Origin of the sequence: Micromonospora sp. AMSO12t (assembly GCF_008806585.1) — a bacterium.
GTDB classification, from domain to species: domain Bacteria; phylum Actinomycetota; class Actinomycetes; order Mycobacteriales; family Micromonosporaceae; genus Micromonospora; species Micromonospora reichwaldensis.
Window position 1 is genome coordinate 1 of the sequence record NZ_WAAS01000001.1, and the last position, 16511, is coordinate 16511.

At 71.8% G+C, this 16511-nt stretch carries 18 protein-coding genes; 6 read left to right on the forward strand and 12 right to left on the reverse strand.

All coding sequences use genetic code 11. From position 1 onward, the window contains the following. Positions 1-358: cellulose binding domain-containing protein (locus F6X68_RS00005; protein WP_192581197.1), on the forward strand; the 358-nt coding region annotated here is incomplete at its 5' end. 237 nt (positions 359-595) lie between these two features. On the opposite strand, the gene F6X68_RS00010 is transcribed toward F6X68_RS00005, so the two are convergent. After that, entirely contained in the window at positions 596-2119 is a 1524-nt protein-coding gene (locus F6X68_RS00010; protein WP_151452262.1) for a non-reducing end alpha-L-arabinofuranosidase family hydrolase, read from the reverse strand. Positions 2120-2553: 434 nt separating this feature from the next. Here F6X68_RS00010 and F6X68_RS00015 point away from each other — a divergent pair, with 434 nt between their 5' ends. Next, positions 2554-3312, forward strand: a complete 759-nt coding sequence (locus tag F6X68_RS00015; protein ID WP_225851835.1) for a DUF4328 domain-containing protein — start codon at positions 2554-2556, stop codon at positions 3310-3312. Positions 3313-3418: 106 nt separating this feature from the next. Here the strand turns inward: F6X68_RS00015 and F6X68_RS00020 are convergent, their stop codons facing one another. Next, on the reverse strand, positions 3419-5398 hold the full coding sequence (locus tag F6X68_RS00020) for an acyl-CoA dehydrogenase (protein ID WP_151452264.1): 1980 nt from the start codon (positions 5396-5398) through the stop codon (positions 3419-3421). A 272-nt stretch (positions 5399-5670) separates the two neighbouring features. Here F6X68_RS00020 and F6X68_RS00025 point away from each other — a divergent pair, with 272 nt between their 5' ends. Then, a complete protein-coding gene (locus F6X68_RS00025) occupies positions 5671-6498 on the forward strand; it encodes an SDR family oxidoreductase (RefSeq protein ID WP_151452265.1) in 828 nt (275 codons plus the stop codon). A gap of 161 nt (positions 6499-6659) precedes the next feature. Here F6X68_RS00025 and F6X68_RS00030 read toward each other — a convergent pair whose 3' ends face one another. Further along, complete coding sequence (locus F6X68_RS00030; protein ID WP_151452266.1) at positions 6660-6989, reverse strand: hypothetical protein; 330 nt, start codon at positions 6987-6989, stop codon at positions 6660-6662. Between the two features lie 125 nt (positions 6990-7114). On the opposite strand from F6X68_RS00030, the gene F6X68_RS33310 reads away from it, so the two are divergent. Continuing rightward, positions 7115-7264 carry a hypothetical protein gene (locus F6X68_RS33310; RefSeq protein WP_192581198.1) on the forward strand — a complete coding sequence of 50 codons (150 nt, stop codon included), beginning with the start codon at positions 7115-7117 and terminating at the stop codon, positions 7262-7264. Positions 7265-7456: 192 nt separating this feature from the next. Here the strand turns inward: F6X68_RS33310 and F6X68_RS00035 are convergent, their stop codons facing one another. The 6 genes from F6X68_RS00035 to F6X68_RS00055 all read right to left on the reverse strand — a co-directional run bounded on the left by F6X68_RS00035 (position 7457) and on the right by F6X68_RS00055 (position 10933). Further along, complete coding sequence (locus F6X68_RS00035; RefSeq protein ID WP_225851837.1) at positions 7457-7960, reverse strand: hypothetical protein; 504 nt, start codon at positions 7958-7960, stop codon at positions 7457-7459. Positions 7961-8041: 81 nt separating this feature from the next. Continuing rightward, a complete protein-coding gene (locus tag F6X68_RS33315; RefSeq protein WP_192581199.1) occupies positions 8042-8215 on the reverse strand; it encodes a hypothetical protein in 174 nt (57 codons plus the stop codon). Then, complete coding sequence (locus tag F6X68_RS00040) at positions 8212-9144, reverse strand: peptidoglycan-binding protein (RefSeq protein WP_151452267.1); 933 nt, start codon at positions 9142-9144, stop codon at positions 8212-8214. Before F6X68_RS00040 ends, F6X68_RS33315 begins: the two co-directional genes overlap by 4 nt. After that, positions 9141-9686 (reverse strand): hypothetical protein, encoded by a 546-nt coding sequence (locus F6X68_RS00045; RefSeq protein ID WP_151452268.1) that lies wholly within the window; start codon positions 9684-9686, stop codon positions 9141-9143. The genes F6X68_RS00040 and F6X68_RS00045 overlap by 4 nt, the downstream gene beginning before the upstream one ends. Beyond that, positions 9683-10273, reverse strand: coding sequence for a MauE/DoxX family redox-associated membrane protein (locus F6X68_RS00050; protein ID WP_151452269.1), 591 nt, complete (start codon positions 10271-10273; stop codon positions 9683-9685). The genes F6X68_RS00045 and F6X68_RS00050 overlap by 4 nt, the downstream gene beginning before the upstream one ends. A 6-nt stretch (positions 10274-10279) precedes the next feature. After that, positions 10280-10933, reverse strand: coding sequence for a hypothetical protein (locus F6X68_RS00055; RefSeq protein ID WP_225851839.1), 654 nt, complete (start codon positions 10931-10933; stop codon positions 10280-10282). Positions 10934-11179: 246 nt separating this feature from the next. Between F6X68_RS00055 and F6X68_RS00060 the strand changes: the two genes are divergently transcribed. Next, positions 11180-12160: an acyltransferase domain-containing protein gene (locus tag F6X68_RS00060; protein WP_151452271.1), complete on the forward strand. Its 981-nt coding sequence runs from the start codon at positions 11180-11182 to the stop codon at positions 12158-12160. Between the two features lie 51 nt (positions 12161-12211). On the opposite strand, the gene F6X68_RS00065 is transcribed toward F6X68_RS00060, so the two are convergent. Then, a complete protein-coding gene (locus F6X68_RS00065; protein WP_151452272.1) occupies positions 12212-13264 on the reverse strand; it encodes a S1 family peptidase in 1053 nt (350 codons plus the stop codon). Between the two features lie 550 nt (positions 13265-13814). Here F6X68_RS00065 and F6X68_RS00070 point away from each other — a divergent pair. Beyond that, on the forward strand, positions 13815-14648 hold the full coding sequence (locus F6X68_RS00070; RefSeq protein ID WP_151452273.1) for an SGNH/GDSL hydrolase family protein: 834 nt from the start codon (positions 13815-13817) through the stop codon (positions 14646-14648). Positions 14649-14809: 161 nt separating this feature from the next. On the opposite strand, the gene F6X68_RS00075 is transcribed toward F6X68_RS00070, so the two are convergent. After that, the gene (locus tag F6X68_RS00075; protein ID WP_151452274.1) at positions 14810-15706 is read right to left on the reverse strand and encodes an NAD(P)-dependent oxidoreductase; all 897 of its coding nucleotides are present in this window, start codon (positions 15704-15706) and stop codon (positions 14810-14812) included. A gap of 117 nt (positions 15707-15823) precedes the next feature. Then, the gene (gene wrbA, locus F6X68_RS00080; RefSeq protein WP_151452275.1) at positions 15824-16465 is read right to left on the reverse strand and encodes an NAD(P)H:quinone oxidoreductase; all 642 of its coding nucleotides are present in this window, start codon (positions 16463-16465) and stop codon (positions 15824-15826) included. Between the last annotated feature and the right edge of the window lie 46 nt (positions 16466-16511).

Consider the following 16511-nt stretch of genomic DNA (forward strand, 5'->3'; position numbering starts at 1 on the left):
GACCCCCACGCCCACCGTCACCCCGCCCCCGGGTGGGGGCACGGGACCCCGGGTCGCCTACACGATGAACTCCTGGGGCTCCGGCTTCACGGCCAGCATCGACATCACCAACACCGGCACCTCGGCGATCAACGGCTGGACGTTGGCCTTCAACCTGCCCTCGGGCCAGTCGATCACCTCGGGCTGGGGTGCCACCTACTCGCCGTCCAGCGGCCAGGTGAGCGCCCGTAACGTCGACTACAACGCCGCGATCGCCCCCGGGGCCACCATCAACATCGGCTTTCAGGCCAACACCAGCGGCAACACCGCCGAGCCGACTGCCTTCACCCTCAACGGCGTCGCCTGCACGGTGGTCTGACCGCTACGACGCAGGGCCCATGCCCTGGAGATTGACCAAAACCGGGTGCGGCCCCTCCGGCAACGGAGGGGCCGCACCCTTCTCAGGGGGGCGTGCCCGGGGACTGTCCGAGTAAGGGTGTAACCGGTCTGGCCCGACACGCCGAGCCTGATGGGCTTGGCGGGAAGGTGTGGATCGACACTCCCCCGCCGGTGTCCCCCGGACGTCTACGACATCCGGGGGATCCGGTGCCCGTCGTCAGCGTTGCAGGGTCAGCAGACCCGGGCGGTACGGCAGGCGGCCGTAGTCGCCGCCGGAACTGGGGGAACGGCCCTGGTAGAGCAACTGCAGGTTGCAGGGATCGACGGTCATGGTCTGATCGGCGTTGCTGCGGATCAACTCGCCGTGGCTGATGTCGTTGGTCCAGGTGGCGCCGCTGTTGGCCTTGCCCGCGAACGGGTTGCTCTCGGTGGCGGCCTGCGGCGTCCACGTACCGCCCAGGCTGGTGGCCGTGAACGAGCGGAAGTAGCGGCCCTGCGTGCCGATCGCCTCGACGAGCATGAGGTACCGGTTCTGGCCCTGGAGCTTGTAGACCTGGACCGCCTCGAACAGGTTGTTCGTCGTGTCGCTCATGATGGTCGTGTAGGTCGAGCCGAAGTTGCCCGGGAAGTTCCCGATGGGCATGCTGGCCCGGTAGATCTTCCCGTTGTCCCCGGCGAAGAAGAGGTACATGTTGGTGTCGTCACCGATTATCGCCTGATCGATCGGCCCGGTGCCGGAGCCGGAGATGCTGCCGGTGAAGAGCGTCTGCGGCGACGACCAGCTGTTCACGTTGGTGGGGTCGCTCGACGTCCGGTAGGAGAAGGCGGGTCCGCCCCACTGGTAGGCGAGCACCCAGATGTTCCTGGGGGCGAAGTAGAACAGTGAGGGCGCGACGGCGGAGAAGGGCATCTGGTTCTGGCTGGCCGAGGCCATGTCGGACCAGTTCGTGAAGAGGCCGAAGTTCATCGAGCCCCACGTCGTTCCCGTGTCGTGCGTGGTCGCGTAGACGAGTTGCCGGCCGTTGTAGGGGGCGTGGGTGAAGTCCTTCAGCGAGACCCATCCCGCCCTCGGTTGCGCCAGCGCGCCCGTCGACGACCAGCGGTACGTCGACGGCAGCGCACACGTGCCGGGCGGTGGCGTGGTGGGGTTGCCCCCGCCGTCGACGCGGACCAGTTGCCACTGCTGGTTGTTGCCGTTCCAGTCGTCGTACTGCACGACGTTCCCGCCGTCGGCGGTCGAGGCGCCCTGCACCTCCACCGCCTTGTTGCTGTTCCGGTTGATCAGACGGACGTAGCCACCGGCGGAGTCGGCCAGCCGGAACTGCTGGTTGGACCCGTTGCTGTCGGCCCACTGCACGATGCTGGCACCGTTGGCGGTCGAGAAGTTGTAGACGTCGAGCACCTTGCCGGACAGCCGCGACTTCAACCGGTAGTAGCCACCGCCGGAGTCCACGAACTGCCACTGCTGCTGGTTGCCGTCGTTGCGCGCCCACTGCACGATCCGCGCGCCGTCGTTCGTGGCCAGGTTGTACACATCCAGGGCCTTGCCGCTGTTGCGGTTGACCAACACGTACCACGCGCTGGTGTCGACCGTCGCCGCGGCGGCGGGTGCCGACGACACCACCGCCGCGGCGACGCCACCGACCAGCAGGGCCACCCCAGCGGCGACGACCCGCGGCAACCACCGGCGCCGCCGCGACGGCGGCGGCGTGGGAGATGGAGACCTATCGAAGACAGACATGATCCTCCTCGGCTGAGAGATGCCAGCGGGATGCCCGAAGATGGGCGCACCGCGACGCGTGGCCGGGCACGAGCGGCAAGCAGTTAGCGCTAACAAGACCTGCTTGCGCCCAGGCGCACGCCTGATTCAAGGTCGACAAGCCAGCTCGCCCGGAAAGCTACGCGTCGTCGGCCTCAGCCATCGACTGTGAGCGATAACATGTCGTTCGTCAAGACGTAACGTTCCCCACTCGGTACGCATCGACGCATCTGCCTGGCCTGGTCGTGCGGGCCAACGCCTCCAGCCATGATCGTCTAGTCTGCGCGCGTCACCTCTCGCCGCCATCCTGGACGGTCACCTTGATCTGCAAGACCTGCGGGGACGCCACGTCCCCGGCCTTCAACGAGTGCCGGCGCTGCAAGACTCCACTGGGCCAACCGGCGGTCGCTCCGGGAGTGCCCATCCATCCCCTGCGCCGCCTGGGCACGGCTGCCGCCGTCGCCGTCGGCGTGGCCAGCCTGCTCTACCTGCCCAGCGGGCTGTTCCCCGTGTTCGGCGTCCAGCTGGCCCGCGCCGCCGCCGAACGCGGCGACCGCGATCTGCTACTCGGCGCGGTGGCCGCCGAGGTGCTGCTCACCCTGCTCCACCTCTCGGCGATGCTGACCGCCGCGGTGCTACTGATCATCTGGACCTGGCGCGCGCGCAGGAACCTGGAGGCGTTCCCGGGGGCCCTGCCGACACTGAACTCCGGCTGGGCCATCGCCGGCTGGCTGGTCCCCTTCGCCAACTTCGTCGTGCCGGCCCGGGTGATCGCCAACGTCGCCCGCGACAGCCTCTGGCGACGTGCCACGCCAGCGTTGGTCGGGCTCTGGTGGGCCGCATGGCTGACGTTCAGCGTCGGAGACCGGATCCTGCTCCGCCTCGAGAACCAGCGGTACGACCGGCTGACCCCGTGGCCCCGCAGCGACACGGAGTTTGCCACGTACGTCCGCTACTACCAGGACTCGCTCGGCCCCCGGCTGGTCCCCACCGTCGCCTGCCTGATCGCCGGCGCCTCGCTCATCGTGCTGATCCGCCGGATCACCGCCGCCCAGCAGGACCGCATCGCCAAGACGACGCCGATCGGTACCGGACACGGCGGGCTCGCGCCCGACGCACCCTACGCGGCACCTCGAAGCGCGCCCGGGCACCCGGCGGGCTCGATGGCGACGTAGCGACGACCGCAGCCGCACGGCGACGCGCTGGGGCAACCCGGTCACCGTCGCCCTGGGCCAGGCGCGGCAGCCCTCTCGTGCGCGCGGTCGTCGCGGGTGGTTCTCGTCACCGGCCTCGCCCGGCGGCGTCGTGGGCGGCCATGTCCTCCTGCCTGCGGGGTTCCTCGCGCAGGACTGCGCAGTGCAGCCAGGCTTCCGGGATGGCGAACCCGTCCACGAGCGTCCGCATGTGCGGGCGCAGCTCCTTGAGCAGGCCGTTCACCACGCCGGTGATCGCCTTGGCGCGGGCCGGCGTGAGGCGGCCGTGTTCCAGGAACCATCCCTTGTGTGCCTCGATGACGGTGAGCGCGTACAGGTCGCAGACCCGGGAGAGCAGCGCCCGGACCACTGGGTCCGTCGCGTCCTCGATGCCGGCGACGAACGCCTCCAGGGTGACCCGGTCGACGTGCGCGGCGGCGACGGCGAGGACATGGTCCTGCACGTCGTTGAAGATGTCGAAGGGGCGGTCCTTCTTCGTCGCCGCGCCGTTGCGCAGGCGGCGGACCACGCCGTCGAGGAGGTGCCTCTCGCGGTCCTCGAAGACCTTGAGCTGCCAGCCACGATCGGTGACGGCGACCTCCTCGTCGCGGCCGGGCACGGCACTGATCAGCCGCTCGATGACCGACCGCGCGGCGGTGCGCTCGAGCACCATCTCGCGGACCTGTTCGGCGACGAAGGAGGCGCGCCCCCAGCCGTCCAACGAGCCGAACTCGTCCCGGTAGCCGGTGAGCAGCCCCTTGGCCACCAGCTGAAGCAGCACCGTGTTGTCGCCCTCGAAGGTGGTGAAGACGTCGGTGTCGGCCTTGAGGCTGGGCAGCCGGTTCTCGGCCAGGTAGCCGGCGCCGCCGCACGCCTCGCGGCACATCTGGATGGTGCGGGTGGCGTGCCAGGTCTGTGCGGCCTTGAGACCGGCCGCCCGGGACTCCAGCTCCCGCTGCCGGTGCGCGTCGACCTGCCCGTCGCCGCCCTGCACCTCGTGCAGCGCGGCGACCAGCTCGGCCTGGGCGAAGTGCAGCGCGTACGTGGTGGCCAGGGCGGGCAGCAGCTTGCGCTGGTGGGCCAGGTAGTCGTTGAGCAGCACCTCCCGGTCCGCGTCGGGCGTGTCGAACTGGCGGCGGATGTCGCCGTAGCGCACCGCGATGGTCAGCGCCGACTTGGTCGCCGCCGCCGCGGCGCCGCCCACGCTCACCCGGCCGCGGACCAGGGTGCCGAGCATGGTGAAGAAACGCCGGGAGTCGTCCTCGATCGGGCTGGAGTACGTCCCGTCCTCCGCGACCTGACCGTACCGGTCCAGCAGCATGTCCCGCGGCACCCGCACGTGGTCGAAGCTGAGCCGCCCGTTGTCGACACCGAGCAGGCCGGCCTTGGGCCCGGCGTCGCCGATGGTCACGCCCGGCAGCGGGTTGCCCTGCGCGTCGCGGATCGACACCAGCCACCCGTGTACGCCGTGCCGCCGCCCCTCGGTGATCAGCTGCGCGAAGACCACGGCCATCCGCCCGTCCCGGGCCGCGTTGCCGATGTAGTCCTTGCGGGCCGCCTCGTGCGGGGTGTGCAGGTCGAAGGTCTGCGTCCGCGGGTCGTACGTGCAGGTGGTGCGCAGCTGCTGGACGTCCGAGCCGTGGCCGGTCTCGGTCATCGCGAAACAGCCGAGGATCTTGCCCGAGACGATGTCCCGCAGGTAGGCGTCGTGGTGCCGCCGGGTGCCGAGGGCGTCGACGGCGCCGCCGAACAGGCCCCACTGCACGCCCGCCTTGACCATCAGCGACAGGTCGACCTGTGCCAGCATCTCGCAGGCCACGATCGAGCCGCCGACATCGGATCTGCCGCCGTACTCGGTGGGGAAGGCCGACGCGATGCCCAGCTTGACGGGAAGTTCGGCGATCAACCGGGTGATCCGCTCGCGCGCCTGGTCACCGGTCTCGCCGTATACGGGGAGGAAGCGCGCGTCGAGCTGCTCCCGGTGCGCGTTGCGGACCTCGGCCCACGGCCCGTCGAGCAGTTCCCGCAGGGGGGTGACCTCGATGCGGCCGGACGCGTGATCGGACATGGTCACCCCTCGGAATAGCGGATATATGGTCACACTCCGTACCCGATCCAGGATACCGGCCGATCCCACCATCAAGATCCGGCAGGGACAGGTCGCGGCGACCGCCCCGGAGGGCTGGGCCAACCGGCCGTCGCCCCCTCGGCCAGCAGCCGGCGGTGCGCCGGGTACCCGACGAATCCGGTTGGCGACAGCCGAGGTCCCTTCACCCTCGCCAACGGATCTGACACTCTGCACCCGACAGGTAACCCTTCGGATTGGGCGGGTCGAGAGCGATGGCGAAGCGTTGGTTGGTCACGGGGTGTTCGAGCGGACTCGGTCAGGCCCTCGCGGCCCGGCTCGCGGCCGAGGGGGAGCAGGTGCTGGCGACGGCCCGGCGGCCGGAGACCCTCGGCGCGTTGGTGGCCCGGCATCCGGGCAACGTGGTGGCCGCCGCGCTGGACGTACGGGATCCGGCGCAGTGCGTGGCGGCGGTCGAGCGGGCGGTGGACGCCTTCGGCGGGGTCGACGTCCTGGTCAACAACGCCGCCTACGGCCAGTTCGGCACCTTCGAGGAGGTCTCCGACGCGGAACTCGCCGCGCAGTTCGACACCAACGTGTTCGGGCCGTGGCGGCTCACCCGGGCCGTGCTGCCGTTGTGGCGGGCGCAGCGCCACGGGCACGCGGTCTTCGTCAGCTCGGTCGCCGGCATGGTTCCCTTCCCCGGGCTGGCCGCGTACACGGCGAGCAAGTTCGCGGTGGAGGGAGCGGCCGAGTCGCTGGCCGCCGAGGCCGGGCACCTCGGGGTGAAGGTCACCATCCTCCAGCCGGGCGGCTTCGCCACCGGATACAGCGGCAACCTGGTGATGCCGGAGCAGCGGATCCCGGAGTACACGGCGGTCAGCGACGGCCTGCTCGGCGCGCTGCGCAGCATGAACACCAAGATCGAGGTGAACTCCCCCGAGCTCTTCGCGGACGTGGTCTGGCGGCTCAGCCAGCTGGAGTCGCCGCCACTTCGGCTGCCGGTGGGCCCGGACTCGGAGACGTTCCTGGAGGCCGCCTACGACGCCCGGCGCAGTGAGTACGACCAGGTCGTCAAGGCGGGTCATCACACCCTCGCGTGACCCTCGCCCGGGCTCGGCCGGCACCGACGGCCGGCGGACGCGGCCGACCGCGACGACGGTCGGGCCCTTCGCCGCGCCGCGGCGGGACACGTCGCACCGGGCCGGCACCACGGCGCCGGCCCGGCACCACGCGACGTTCACCCACCCGCCGGTTCCCGGCGCTACCGGCCGCCCTCCGGGCTCGACAGGCACGGCTGGGCGTGCGCCAGGTCCCCGACCACAGGCTGCGCCCTCCGGTAGGCGGCGCAGTGCACCGCGCCCAGGTCGGTCAGCTCGCGCCGCCGGGCGGCGGGCAGGGACTGAGCCCCGTCCCGACGTAGCGCGAGCTCCGTCGCGGGCACGTGGGCCCGCAGCGCGCACTCGTCGTCGGCGGTGGCCACGGCGATCTCCCGGCGGCGCAGGGAGGCGGAGTCGCCGTCCTGCCGGTACGCACGCGACAGGTCCTCGGCCGCGGCCTCCGGATCGGGGTACGGGTAGCCCGCTTCGGCCATGCACGAGAGCCACCGGGCGCGGGCCCGCGCCAGTTCCGGGGCCTTTCCGACCTGCTCCCTGAGCGTGTTGTCCAGGACCTGGGGGACGCCGTCGACGCGGGCCCAACCTCCGGGCCGAGACCCTCGTGCGACTGGGCGACGCCCTGCTGGCCGCCGACGAGGCGGGACGAGCCAACGCCGCCTGGGCTGACGCCCTGTGCGCCCTGTCCGACCTCGGTCACCCCGACATCGACCTCGTCCGCGCCCGGCTCCGCTCGGTCCCCGGGTTCCCGTAGCCGCCGACGCCGGCCAGCAGGCACCTGTCCGGGACGTGGCCGGACGAGGGCGCAGCGGGACGGTGATCCCCCGCCGGGTGCGCCACCCGGCAGGGTCGGGGCGACATCCGCGCAGGCCTCGGCCGGCACGACACGTGCACGGTCTGTGCGGCCGACCGTCGCGGTGGACGGCGTCGTGGCGTCGCGCCGCGGTCAGAACTGCCGCACGGCCAGCAGGCCGAGGGCGATCACGAGCACGACGCCCGCCGTGACGGTGATCGTCCGGATCCGTACCCGCAGGTCGGCGTCCCACGTGTCGCCGGTGCCGGCGGCGCGGCGGGCCAGCGGGGTCATCGCGCGTCCGACACCGAATCCGATCCCGGCGAGCATCGCGACGTGCAGGCGCTGGCCACCGAGGAGCAGAGCGACCGCCAGCACGTACGGAGCGCTCGCCGAGACGTAGGTGCGCACCCCGGTGCCCATCTCGAAGCCGAACTGCAGCGCCCCACGCCGCAGGCTGCGCTGGAGCACGTCCTGCGGCACCTGCCGGGCGTTCTGCGGCAGCCGGATCGGCACCAGACCCACCTCGCGGAGCAGCCCCAGCACCGCCACCGCCACGATGCCCGCGTACCGCCACGGGACGGGCACGGGAGCGGACAGGCCGGAGAGCAACCCCAACACCGATCCGCTGAGCAGGCCACCGACGATCAACCCCACGACGAACAGGGTGAGGACGACGCCCTGCCGATCTCGATCCCGCCACCCGGGCGAGGCCAGCGCGTGCGCGCTGTTGTGCGTTCAAACGGAGCCGGAGAGCGTGTAACCCGCGAGCCCTCCGATCATCGCCCAGGTGAGCACGTGCCCGTACGCGGCGGCGGCGAGCGCACCGACGACGAGCAGCAGCAGGGGTACGAGAGGGTCACCGGCCCGGCGTAGTGCCGCCCGGGCGTGCCCTGGCAGTGTCCGGGTCATACGGCGGCGCCGGTCAGCGTCCGCCAGGAGTTCACCCCGACGACCCCGTCGACCGTGAGCCCGTTCTGCCGCTGGAAGTCGCGCGCCGCACTGTCTGTGGCCGGGCCGAAGGCCCCGTCGACCACCAGCGCGTAGCCGCGCCTGTTCAGCTGGCGCTGCACCGCGCTGACGGCGTGGCCGCTGTTCCCGGAGCGGACCGTGCTCACGAGCTTCGGCCAGGTGGTCGCGTTGACGACACCGGTGGCCCCGAGGCCGGCCGCCGCCTGGAAGCTCTTCACCTTCGCCTCCGTGTCGCCACCGAAGATCCCGTCGATCTCGGTCGCGTGCCCGCGGGCGGTCAGCAGGTGCTGCACGGTGTAGACGTTCACCCCCGTGTTGCTCCGCTGGGTGGTGGGCCAGGTGGCCGCGCCCAGGCATCCGCACTTGGTGTTCCAGCGGCAGATCGACTTCACCCAGCCCGAGCTGGTCTTCTTGTACCCGTCGTGGCACCGGCGTTCGACCGAGCAGGCGCAGGCGCCGCACGCCCCGTTGTAGGCCCACAGCCAGCCGTCGTAGGTGCCGCCGTAGCACTGGTTGGGCCGCAGGATCCAGGTGACGCCGTCGTTCTTGTGGAATCCGGCGTACGTCCCGCTGGTGTTGCAGGAGTCGGCGAAGATCGTGCTCGGGCCGCACCCCGGTGAGCAGTTGTGGTCGCTGGCGTACGTCGGACACCCGGCATAGATCGTGTAGCCGTCGGCGTACGCGCGGCGGGCCGCCGGGAACACGCTGAGCGCGGCCATCCCCACCGCGGTGCCCGCCCGGAGCAGGGTGCGTCGCGACAGCGCCCAACCCGCGCGCCGGCCGCCCGGCTGCACCGGCACCCGCCGGACGGCGGCCCCGGTCCCCGGGTCGTCCCCGCGCAACCAGGGCACCGTGTCGATACCGGTCATGCCCGATCTCCCTGATTCGTGGCGACCGCCGGTGCGGGGCCGCCGGGTCGGCTGTCGACTTCGTCGAGCAGGCGGTGCAGTGCCGCCCGGGAGCCGATCGGCTCGGCGCGGAGCACCCGCCCGGCCGCGTCGACGACGGTGGCGAACGGCGTGGCGAGGGCGTCGTACCGCTCGAACAGTTCCGCCTGCCCACCGAGCACGGTGATCGGGAGCTCCGCCGCCCGCGCCGGGGGGTCCTCCCGGTAGAGGACCCGGAACTCCAGGCCGGGACGGGCGTGCTCGCCCGCCTCGGCCAGCACCTCGGTGCACGTCCCGCAGTCGGGCTCCAGGAAGAGCAGCACCAGCGGAACCGTCGGGGCCGCCGGCGCCAGCCGGGCGAATCCGGGGGCTGGTGCGCCCGGCCGCAGACCGACCGACTCGGGACGGCGCTGAACCGCCCCGCTCGACAGCGCGTGCACCTGGCGTACCAGTCCCGAGACCGTGAAGGCCAGCAGGAGGATCGCGATCCAGCTCAGGATCAGTGCGCTGGTCTGGAAGCTCATCCGGCAAGGCCTCCCTCTGTCGTGCCGATGGACCGGCGGGTCGTGCGCCGCCCGGCTGTCGCCGTCGCCGGCTCGTACATCGCGGCGGGCAGGTGCCACAGCAGCGTGGTGAACGTGGCGGCGGCCAGCAGCACGACGGCGAGTGCGGCGTCGGCCCGGTCCGGCGCGACGATCGAGCCGGACAGCGACAGCGCGAGCAGTGCCAGCCCGGCGAGGATCGCCGCCCGTGCCACCACCCAACCGGTCATCGGCAGTTCCACCCGGGAGCATCCGCACGATCCGGCGCGCCCGGTCGACCGCACGTACAGGCCGTAGCCGGCGTAGAGGGCGAGTAGCGCGCCGCTGCCGACGAGGACGGCGACGAGCAGGCGCTCGCCGGCGGGGTGGAGCAGCGCCACGATCCCGGCACCGGCGAGCAGTCCTTCGCCGGCGATGGCGACGACGGCGACCGCGACCGGAGCCGGAAGCACCCGGTGCGCGGCCAGGGCCCGGGCGAGCGCCGCCGGCCGTGACAGGTGCTCGGCGGTGCTGACGAGCAGGGTGAACAGGACGGTGTACGTGGCCACGCCCGCCAGCAGCCCGGACATCCCGACCTACCGGACCGTCTGGACGCGGAGCCGGTCGACCAGGGTGGGCACCTGCTCCACGGCCGTGTCGCCGAACGGCACCAGGCTGAGCCAGGCGTCCGCCGCGGCCAGCACGAAGTAGGGCTGCCCGTCGGGCAGGACGTCCCGGAAGAGCTCGCCCGCCCGCGTCTGCAGGCCGCGCCAGGATGGCAGCTGTCCGGCACGCTGCTTGGTGAGCGGTGCGATCTCCAGCAGGCCGAGCCCGGGGATCTCCTTGAGGACGGTGGCGGGTTCGGCGAACTCGGCCCCGGTCTTCGAGGCCGGGCGCAGGGCCAGCCCGTCGTCGTGCTCCTCGACGCGCAGGGTCCGCAACGCCCCGAGCAGATCGGTGGTCGACGCGCCGTACATCTCGGTGAAGAAGCAGTGTCGCCGTCCCCGCCAGACCGCCACGAGCCGCTCCTCGGCCAACTGGATCTGCGGGTCGTAGGACCGGATGCGCGCGGTCGCCAGCGTGCCGCCCTGGTAGGTGAGTTCCTCGTCGAACGTCTCGACGCCGAGCGTCCGGGCCACGTCGTCCGCGAGCCCGACCGAGCCGGCCGTGAACTCGTGCAGTCGGCCGCCGATGGTCACGTCGGCCACCGAGGTGAACGGTGCGCTGAGGTCGAGTGAGCCATCGAGCATGAACCGACCCTGGTCGATCGCCCGATGCGTCACCGGCGCCCCACTGGCTGCCATGCGCCCGCCCTTCGTCCGGGTCCGGAACTTACCAACGGCACGGTATACGGTTCTGTAAATATATGACAAGGTCGATTGCTGTCACCGGGTGGTGACAGTTCCGGCCCGGCGCGCGGGCACTGCGGACGCGCGCCGCCCGGCCCGAGCGGCACGGGCCGGGGAGGACGCCGACCGGCCGGTAGGGTCGTCCGCGTGGATCTGGACGACACCGCCGCCCGGCTCGGCGTACCCGTCGAGGACATCGACCGCCTGCACCGGCTCGCCGGCGACCGGCCGTCGGCGCCGCTGCCCGCCAGGGCCGACGCGCCCGCGCTCCTCGACCGGCTCGCGGTGCGGCCGGACGACGCCGCCGAGATCATGGCGGGCTGGCCCGACCCCGACTCTCCGCTGTGGACGCCGGAGCTGCGCTGGCTGCTCGACCGGTCGATCGCCCTGGTCCGCGCCGATCTCGGGGGCCACGGCTGGCTGCCGCCCGGTCCGGCGCTGCCGCGCGAGCGGGGCCCCGCCTGGCAGCATCTCTACGTGTACGCGTACCTGGCCCTGGTCGACGTCGTCAGGGGATACCACCGCGACCACGGCATCGCCGACGCCGTGTCGTGGGCGACCCTCGCGGACCTGGGCCGCAACCTCGCGATCGACCGGCGGATGCGCCGCGAGGGCTGGCCGGTCATGCAGAGCTGGCTGACCCTGCACGCCCGCGGCGGCCTCTACGAGCTGGGCCGGCTGCAACACCAGCGCGGCGACACCGGCATCGCCCTGCACATCCCCGAGTCGGGGCCGCTGACCCCGGAGTCGGTCACGGCGTCGCTCGACGAGGCCCGGGCGTTCTTCCCGCGCCACTTCCCCGACGAGCGTCACACGGCGTTCTCCTGCGGCTCGTGGCTGCTGGATCCGCAGTTGCTGGAATACCTGCCCGAGGACTCCCACATCGCCCGGTTCCAGCGGAGGTTCGAGCTGGAGCCCCACGAGGATCCGGATCCGGAGGGGCTGGACGCCGACGTCGAGGTGCTGCGGTTCGTGTTCCGCACCCTGACCACGCCGCTCGACGAACTGCCGCGCCACACCGTGCTCCAGCGCGCGGTCGTCGACCACCTGAAGGCCGGCCGCCACTGGCAGTGGCGCCGCGGCCGCTTCCCGTTCCAGCCGCACCCGTCGGCCGGATCGGCGGCCTGAGAACAGCAGCGGGGCCGCCGGTGTCCGGCGGCCCCGCTGCTGTGGCGCCTGTCAGACGATCTCCACTCCGTATACGCTCAGCGCCTCGGTGACCGGCTGGAAGTAGGTGGTTCCGCCGGAGGAGCAGTTGCCGCTGCCACCCGAGGTCAGGCCCAGGGCGGTACTTCCACTGAAGAGCGCGCCGCCGCTGTCGCCCGGCTCGGCGCAGACCGTGGTGCGGATCAGCCCGCTGACGCTGCCCTCGGCGTAGTTCACCGTGGCGTTGGTGGCCTCGACCGCGCCGCCGTGCAGGCCGGTGGTGCTGCCGGAGCGCTGTACCGACTGCCCGACGAAGGCGTCGGCCGCGCCGGTGATGTCGCGGGTGGTGCCGTCGTAGAGGTAGACGCTGCCGTCGGCGGCGGCCGGGTTGGTGTGCTGCACGATGCCGTAGTCGTTACCGGGGAAGCTGCCGGTGCCGCCGGTGCCGAGCAGGTTGCCCTGCGCGGAGTCGGCGTACCAGTTGGCGGTGATGTCGGTGCAGTGCCCGGCGGTGAGGAAGTAGTGGGTGTCGCCGCTGCGGACGTTGAAGCCGAGCGAGCAGCGACCGCCGCCCTCGGCGTAGATGGCCTCGCCACCGGCAGCCCGGGTGCTGAGGGTGCCGGCCTCCCGCTGGATGCGGACGGTACCGCCGAGCCGCGCCGCGACGGCCTCGACGCGGTCCAGCTTCGCGCCGGTGACCGTGCTGTCGACGGAGACCACGACCTGGTTGGTCGCCGGGTCGGTCCACCAGGCGGTGCCGGGCACCCGCGCGGCGCTGTCCAGCGCGGCGGTGGCCCGGGCGAGGTCCTTCGCACCTCGGGCGACGAGCTTCGGGGTCGCGCCGGCCGCGCGGACCTTGCGGGCAGCGGCGTCGTCGGTCACGGTGACGACCATGGCGCCGTCGGCTCCGGCGTACGCCCCGCCGGAGCGGTCGCCGAGTGCGGCGGCGAGCGCGGTGGCCTGGTCGGGGGAAGCGGGCGTCGCGGGTGCTGCCTGGGCGGGACTGCTGGTCAAGGTGCCGACGACCAGCGCGCCGGCCACCGACAGTGCGGTGATGCGGCGCATCGAAGACCCGGAGTGTCGCATGTGGTACCTCCATGGAGCTGAGCACGGGCTGCCTGTCAGGTAGCCCCGGGCACCCGATCGGTTGGTGAGGCTCACCCGACCGGAGGCGTTCGATCTATTCATAGATCTCATATTGATTGCAAGAGTGACGGTTGGCCTGACTCGGCCACTTCTCATACCTTGGGTCCGGAGAGCCCGACGAGTGGCGCCTGCGGCGATTAGTCGCTATTCGCCGCGACTTGGCAGGTCAGCAAGCCCCGCCCGCGACCCACCCGTCGGCTCCCACCACTCACCACGACCGGATGGCGGGACGCGGCCGCAACATCGAAAAAACCGGTGTCGGTCGACGACCATCGGGCTGGCGCCGCGCACCGCGACGCCTCCCCCGGCTCCATCGCGGCACCGACGGCCGGGCCACCGGATCCGGCGTCATGGGCCGGGCGGGCCCGGCCCCGCGCCGAGCCACCCCTTAGTTCCACCCGATCACCACATCGATTCGATCTGCACCTATCCCTAAACATCGATGTAGTGCTATTAATCGTTCACCAACCGGTGGACCTTGGAGGGGTACATGACCAGAACCCGAACGCTGAGCCTGCTCGCAGGCGTCCTCTCCGCGACACTCGCGGTACTTGGGCTGGCCAGCCCGGCGCAGGCCGCCGGCCATCACTACGTGGCGCTCGGGGACTCGTACGCCTCAGGTGTCGGCGCCGGCAGCTACACCTCGGAGAGCGGCGCCTGCAAGCGCAGCACCAAGGCGTTCTCCGCCCTCTGGGCGGCGGCCAACGCGCCGGCCTCCTACAAGTCGGTGGCCTGCGGGGGCGCCAAGACGACCGATGTGATCAACTCGCAGGTCGCCGCGCTCAGTGCACAGACCACCCTGGTCAGCATCACCATCGGCGGCAACGACGCCGGGTTCGGCACCATCATGAGCACCTGCGCCCTCCAGGGCTCCAGCGCCTGCATCGCCGCGGTGGACGCGGCCCAGGTGCAGGCCCGGGCGAACCTCCCCGGCCTGCTCGACCGGGCCTACGCCGCGATCCGCAGCAAGGCCCCGAACGCGAAGGTCGTGGTGCTGAGCTACCCGGTCTTCTACCAGCTCGGCACGGTCTGCCTCGGAATCGGCGAGGCGGCCCGCGCGAAGGTCAACGAGGGCATCAACCTGGCCGACAACCTGATCGCCGCCGCCGCGGCCCGCGCCGGGTTCACCTTCGCCGACGTACGCAGCATCTTCGTCGGACACCAGATCTGCAGCGGTAACAAGTGGATCCACTCCGTCGACATCCTGAACCTGTCGAACTCGTACCACCCGATGGCGACCGGGCAGTCCCTCGGCTACCTCCCGGTGTTCACCCAGGCGGTCGGCCAGTCCGCCACCGCCAAGAAGGCCGGCGCCAAGGCGTAGCCGCGAGGTCTCCGGTTCGGGCCTGTTCCCGCCGAACAGCCCTTACCGGAGACCTCACCCCAGCCCGGCGTCAGGATGCCCCCGCCCAGGCCGTGGACGCACGCCCCACGTGGAACGACACGGCGGGCCGTGGCGGCTCCCCGGGCGCTGGGGAACCGCCGTCAGGCCTTCGCCAACAGCTCGAACAGGCTCGAGAATCCCTGAGCGCCGAAGCCGTCAGCGATCCGGCGGTCCATCAGGCCCTCGACCTCCCGCATCCGCACGGCCTCCACGCCGATGGACTCCCGATGGCTGATCAGGTCGTCCATCAGCGCGGCCTGGACGTTGAGCGGGCCGAGATCCGGCGGGTAGTCGCCGGCCCTGACCGCGTTGCCGATCGAGGTCAACAGCGGTGCCAGCGCGGCCACGTTGTTGGCGACACGCTCCGCGAACTCCGCCACGTCGACCCCTTCCGCCTGCACCAGCCTGAGCGTGTGCAGGAACCCGATGAGGATCTCGTAGCCCATCGCGACCTGCGCCATGAACTCCACGGCGGCCGAGCCGGCCTCCTCCCCGTGGTAGACGACGGTGCCCAACTCCCGCAGCATCGGCCCGTGCGCCTCGAAGGCGGTGCGGGAACCGCTGTACGGGAACATGACGTGCGGCGTACCGACGTAGGGCGGGTCTCCCATGATCTTGCCGTCGAGGTACTCGGCGCCGCGCGCTCTCGCCCAGCGATCGTTGGCCCGGGCCTGCTGAGGAGAGCCGCTCGTCAGGTTCACCAGGACCTTGCCCGCGACTGCGGCGTCCACGGAACCGAGCACCTCGTCGACCGCTGCGCCGTCGAGCAGACACACCACGACGAGCGGACTCGCGGCCGCCGCCTCCGCGGCGGTCGCGGCGGCCGTGGCGCCGGCGTCGACCAGCGGCAGGGCCTTGCTCGCGGTCCGGTTCCAGACCGTCGTGCGGTGTCCGCGGTCGAGGAACGTCCTGGCGATCGCCGATCCCATGTCACCGAGGCCGAGCACGGTGACCTGGCTGGCCCGGTTGGTCGGATCGGCTGTGGTCGTTGTCAGCATGATTTCCTCTCGTCCTTCATCCAGGTGGTCCTGGTGCGTCAGGTGGCGGAGTGCTCGCCGCGGACGCGGCTACGCACGATGTCGTCCGCACGCCGTACTGCTCCCGTCGTCGGGCTGCTACCCGGGCCGGCGCTCCGCGCGGACGGCGGCGACGGCGGCTGCCATGCGGGTGAGGCGCGCGCCCTGGAAGCGGGCCGTATCGAGGACGGCCCGGGCGTACCCGGGATCCCCGCCGGCGCGGCTCTCCACGAGGCTGACGCCGTACGGGTTTCCGCCGGCGGCGTGCGCGGTGTCGTAGTTCAGGTAGCCGGTGGGCAGGATGACCGACCCCCAGTGGTGGAAGGTCTGGTAGAGGCTGAGCAGGGTCGCCTCCTGCCCACCGTGTTCCTCGTAGGTGGCGGTGAAGCCGGTCGCCGGCTTGTCGGCCAGTTCCTCCGCCTGCCACGGGGCGGTCGTGGTGTCGAGGAACTGGCGCAGCTGGGAGCAGACGTTCCCGAACCGGGTCGGCGTGCCGAAGGCGTACCCGTCGGCCCACCGGAGGTCGTCGAGGGTGGCGAGCGGGATGTCGGCGGTGGCGTCCAGGTGAGCCCGCCACTGCGGTTTGGCGACGACGACCTGCTCCGGCGCCAACTCCGCCACCCGGCGCAGGCGGACCTCCGCGCCGGCGTCGGCCGCTCCGTCGACGAACGCCTGCGCGAGCCGGTGCACGGTGCCCGTGGCGGAGTAGTAGATGACGGCGATCCTGGCATCGGTCTGCACGGTTGCCTCCTGGTCGGCTCGGTTCTCGGTCAACCGTGCCGGGCAG

Excerpts from the sequence above, each read along its gene's own strand:
- F6X68_RS00010 (WP_151452262.1), bottom strand. The coding sequence starts at position 2,119 with ATGTCTGTCTTCGATAGGTCTCCATCTCCCACGCCGCCGCCGTCGCGG.
- F6X68_RS00075 (WP_151452274.1), bottom strand. The coding sequence starts at position 15,706 with ATGCTGACAACGACCACAGCCGATCCGACCAACCGGGCCAGCCAGGTC.
- F6X68_RS00025 (WP_151452265.1), top strand. The coding sequence starts at position 5,671 with ATGGCGAAGCGTTGGTTGGTCACGGGGTGTTCGAGCGGACTCGGTCAG.
- F6X68_RS00050 (WP_151452269.1), bottom strand. The coding sequence starts at position 10,273 with ATGTCCGGGCTGCTGGCGGGCGTGGCCACGTACACCGTCCTGTTCACC.
- F6X68_RS00070 (WP_151452273.1), top strand. The coding sequence starts at position 13,815 with ATGACCAGAACCCGAACGCTGAGCCTGCTCGCAGGCGTCCTCTCCGCG.
- F6X68_RS00065 (WP_151452272.1), bottom strand. The coding sequence starts at position 13,264 with ATGCGACACTCCGGGTCTTCGATGCGCCGCATCACCGCACTGTCGGTG.
- F6X68_RS00040 (WP_151452267.1), bottom strand. The coding sequence starts at position 9,144 with ATGACCGGTATCGACACGGTGCCCTGGTTGCGCGGGGACGACCCGGGG.
- F6X68_RS00055 (WP_225851839.1), bottom strand. The coding sequence starts at position 10,933 with ATGCTCGATGGCTCACTCGACCTCAGCGCACCGTTCACCTCGGTGGCC.
- F6X68_RS00045 (WP_151452268.1), bottom strand. The coding sequence starts at position 9,686 with ATGAGCTTCCAGACCAGCGCACTGATCCTGAGCTGGATCGCGATCCTC.
- F6X68_RS00030 (WP_151452266.1), bottom strand. The coding sequence starts at position 6,989 with ATGGCCGAAGCGGGCTACCCGTACCCCGATCCGGAGGCCGCGGCCGAG.
- F6X68_RS00020 (WP_151452264.1), bottom strand. The coding sequence starts at position 5,398 with ATGTCCGATCACGCGTCCGGCCGCATCGAGGTCACCCCCCTGCGGGAA.
- F6X68_RS33315 (WP_192581199.1), bottom strand. The coding sequence starts at position 8,215 with ATGACCCGGACACTGCCAGGGCACGCCCGGGCGGCACTACGCCGGGCC.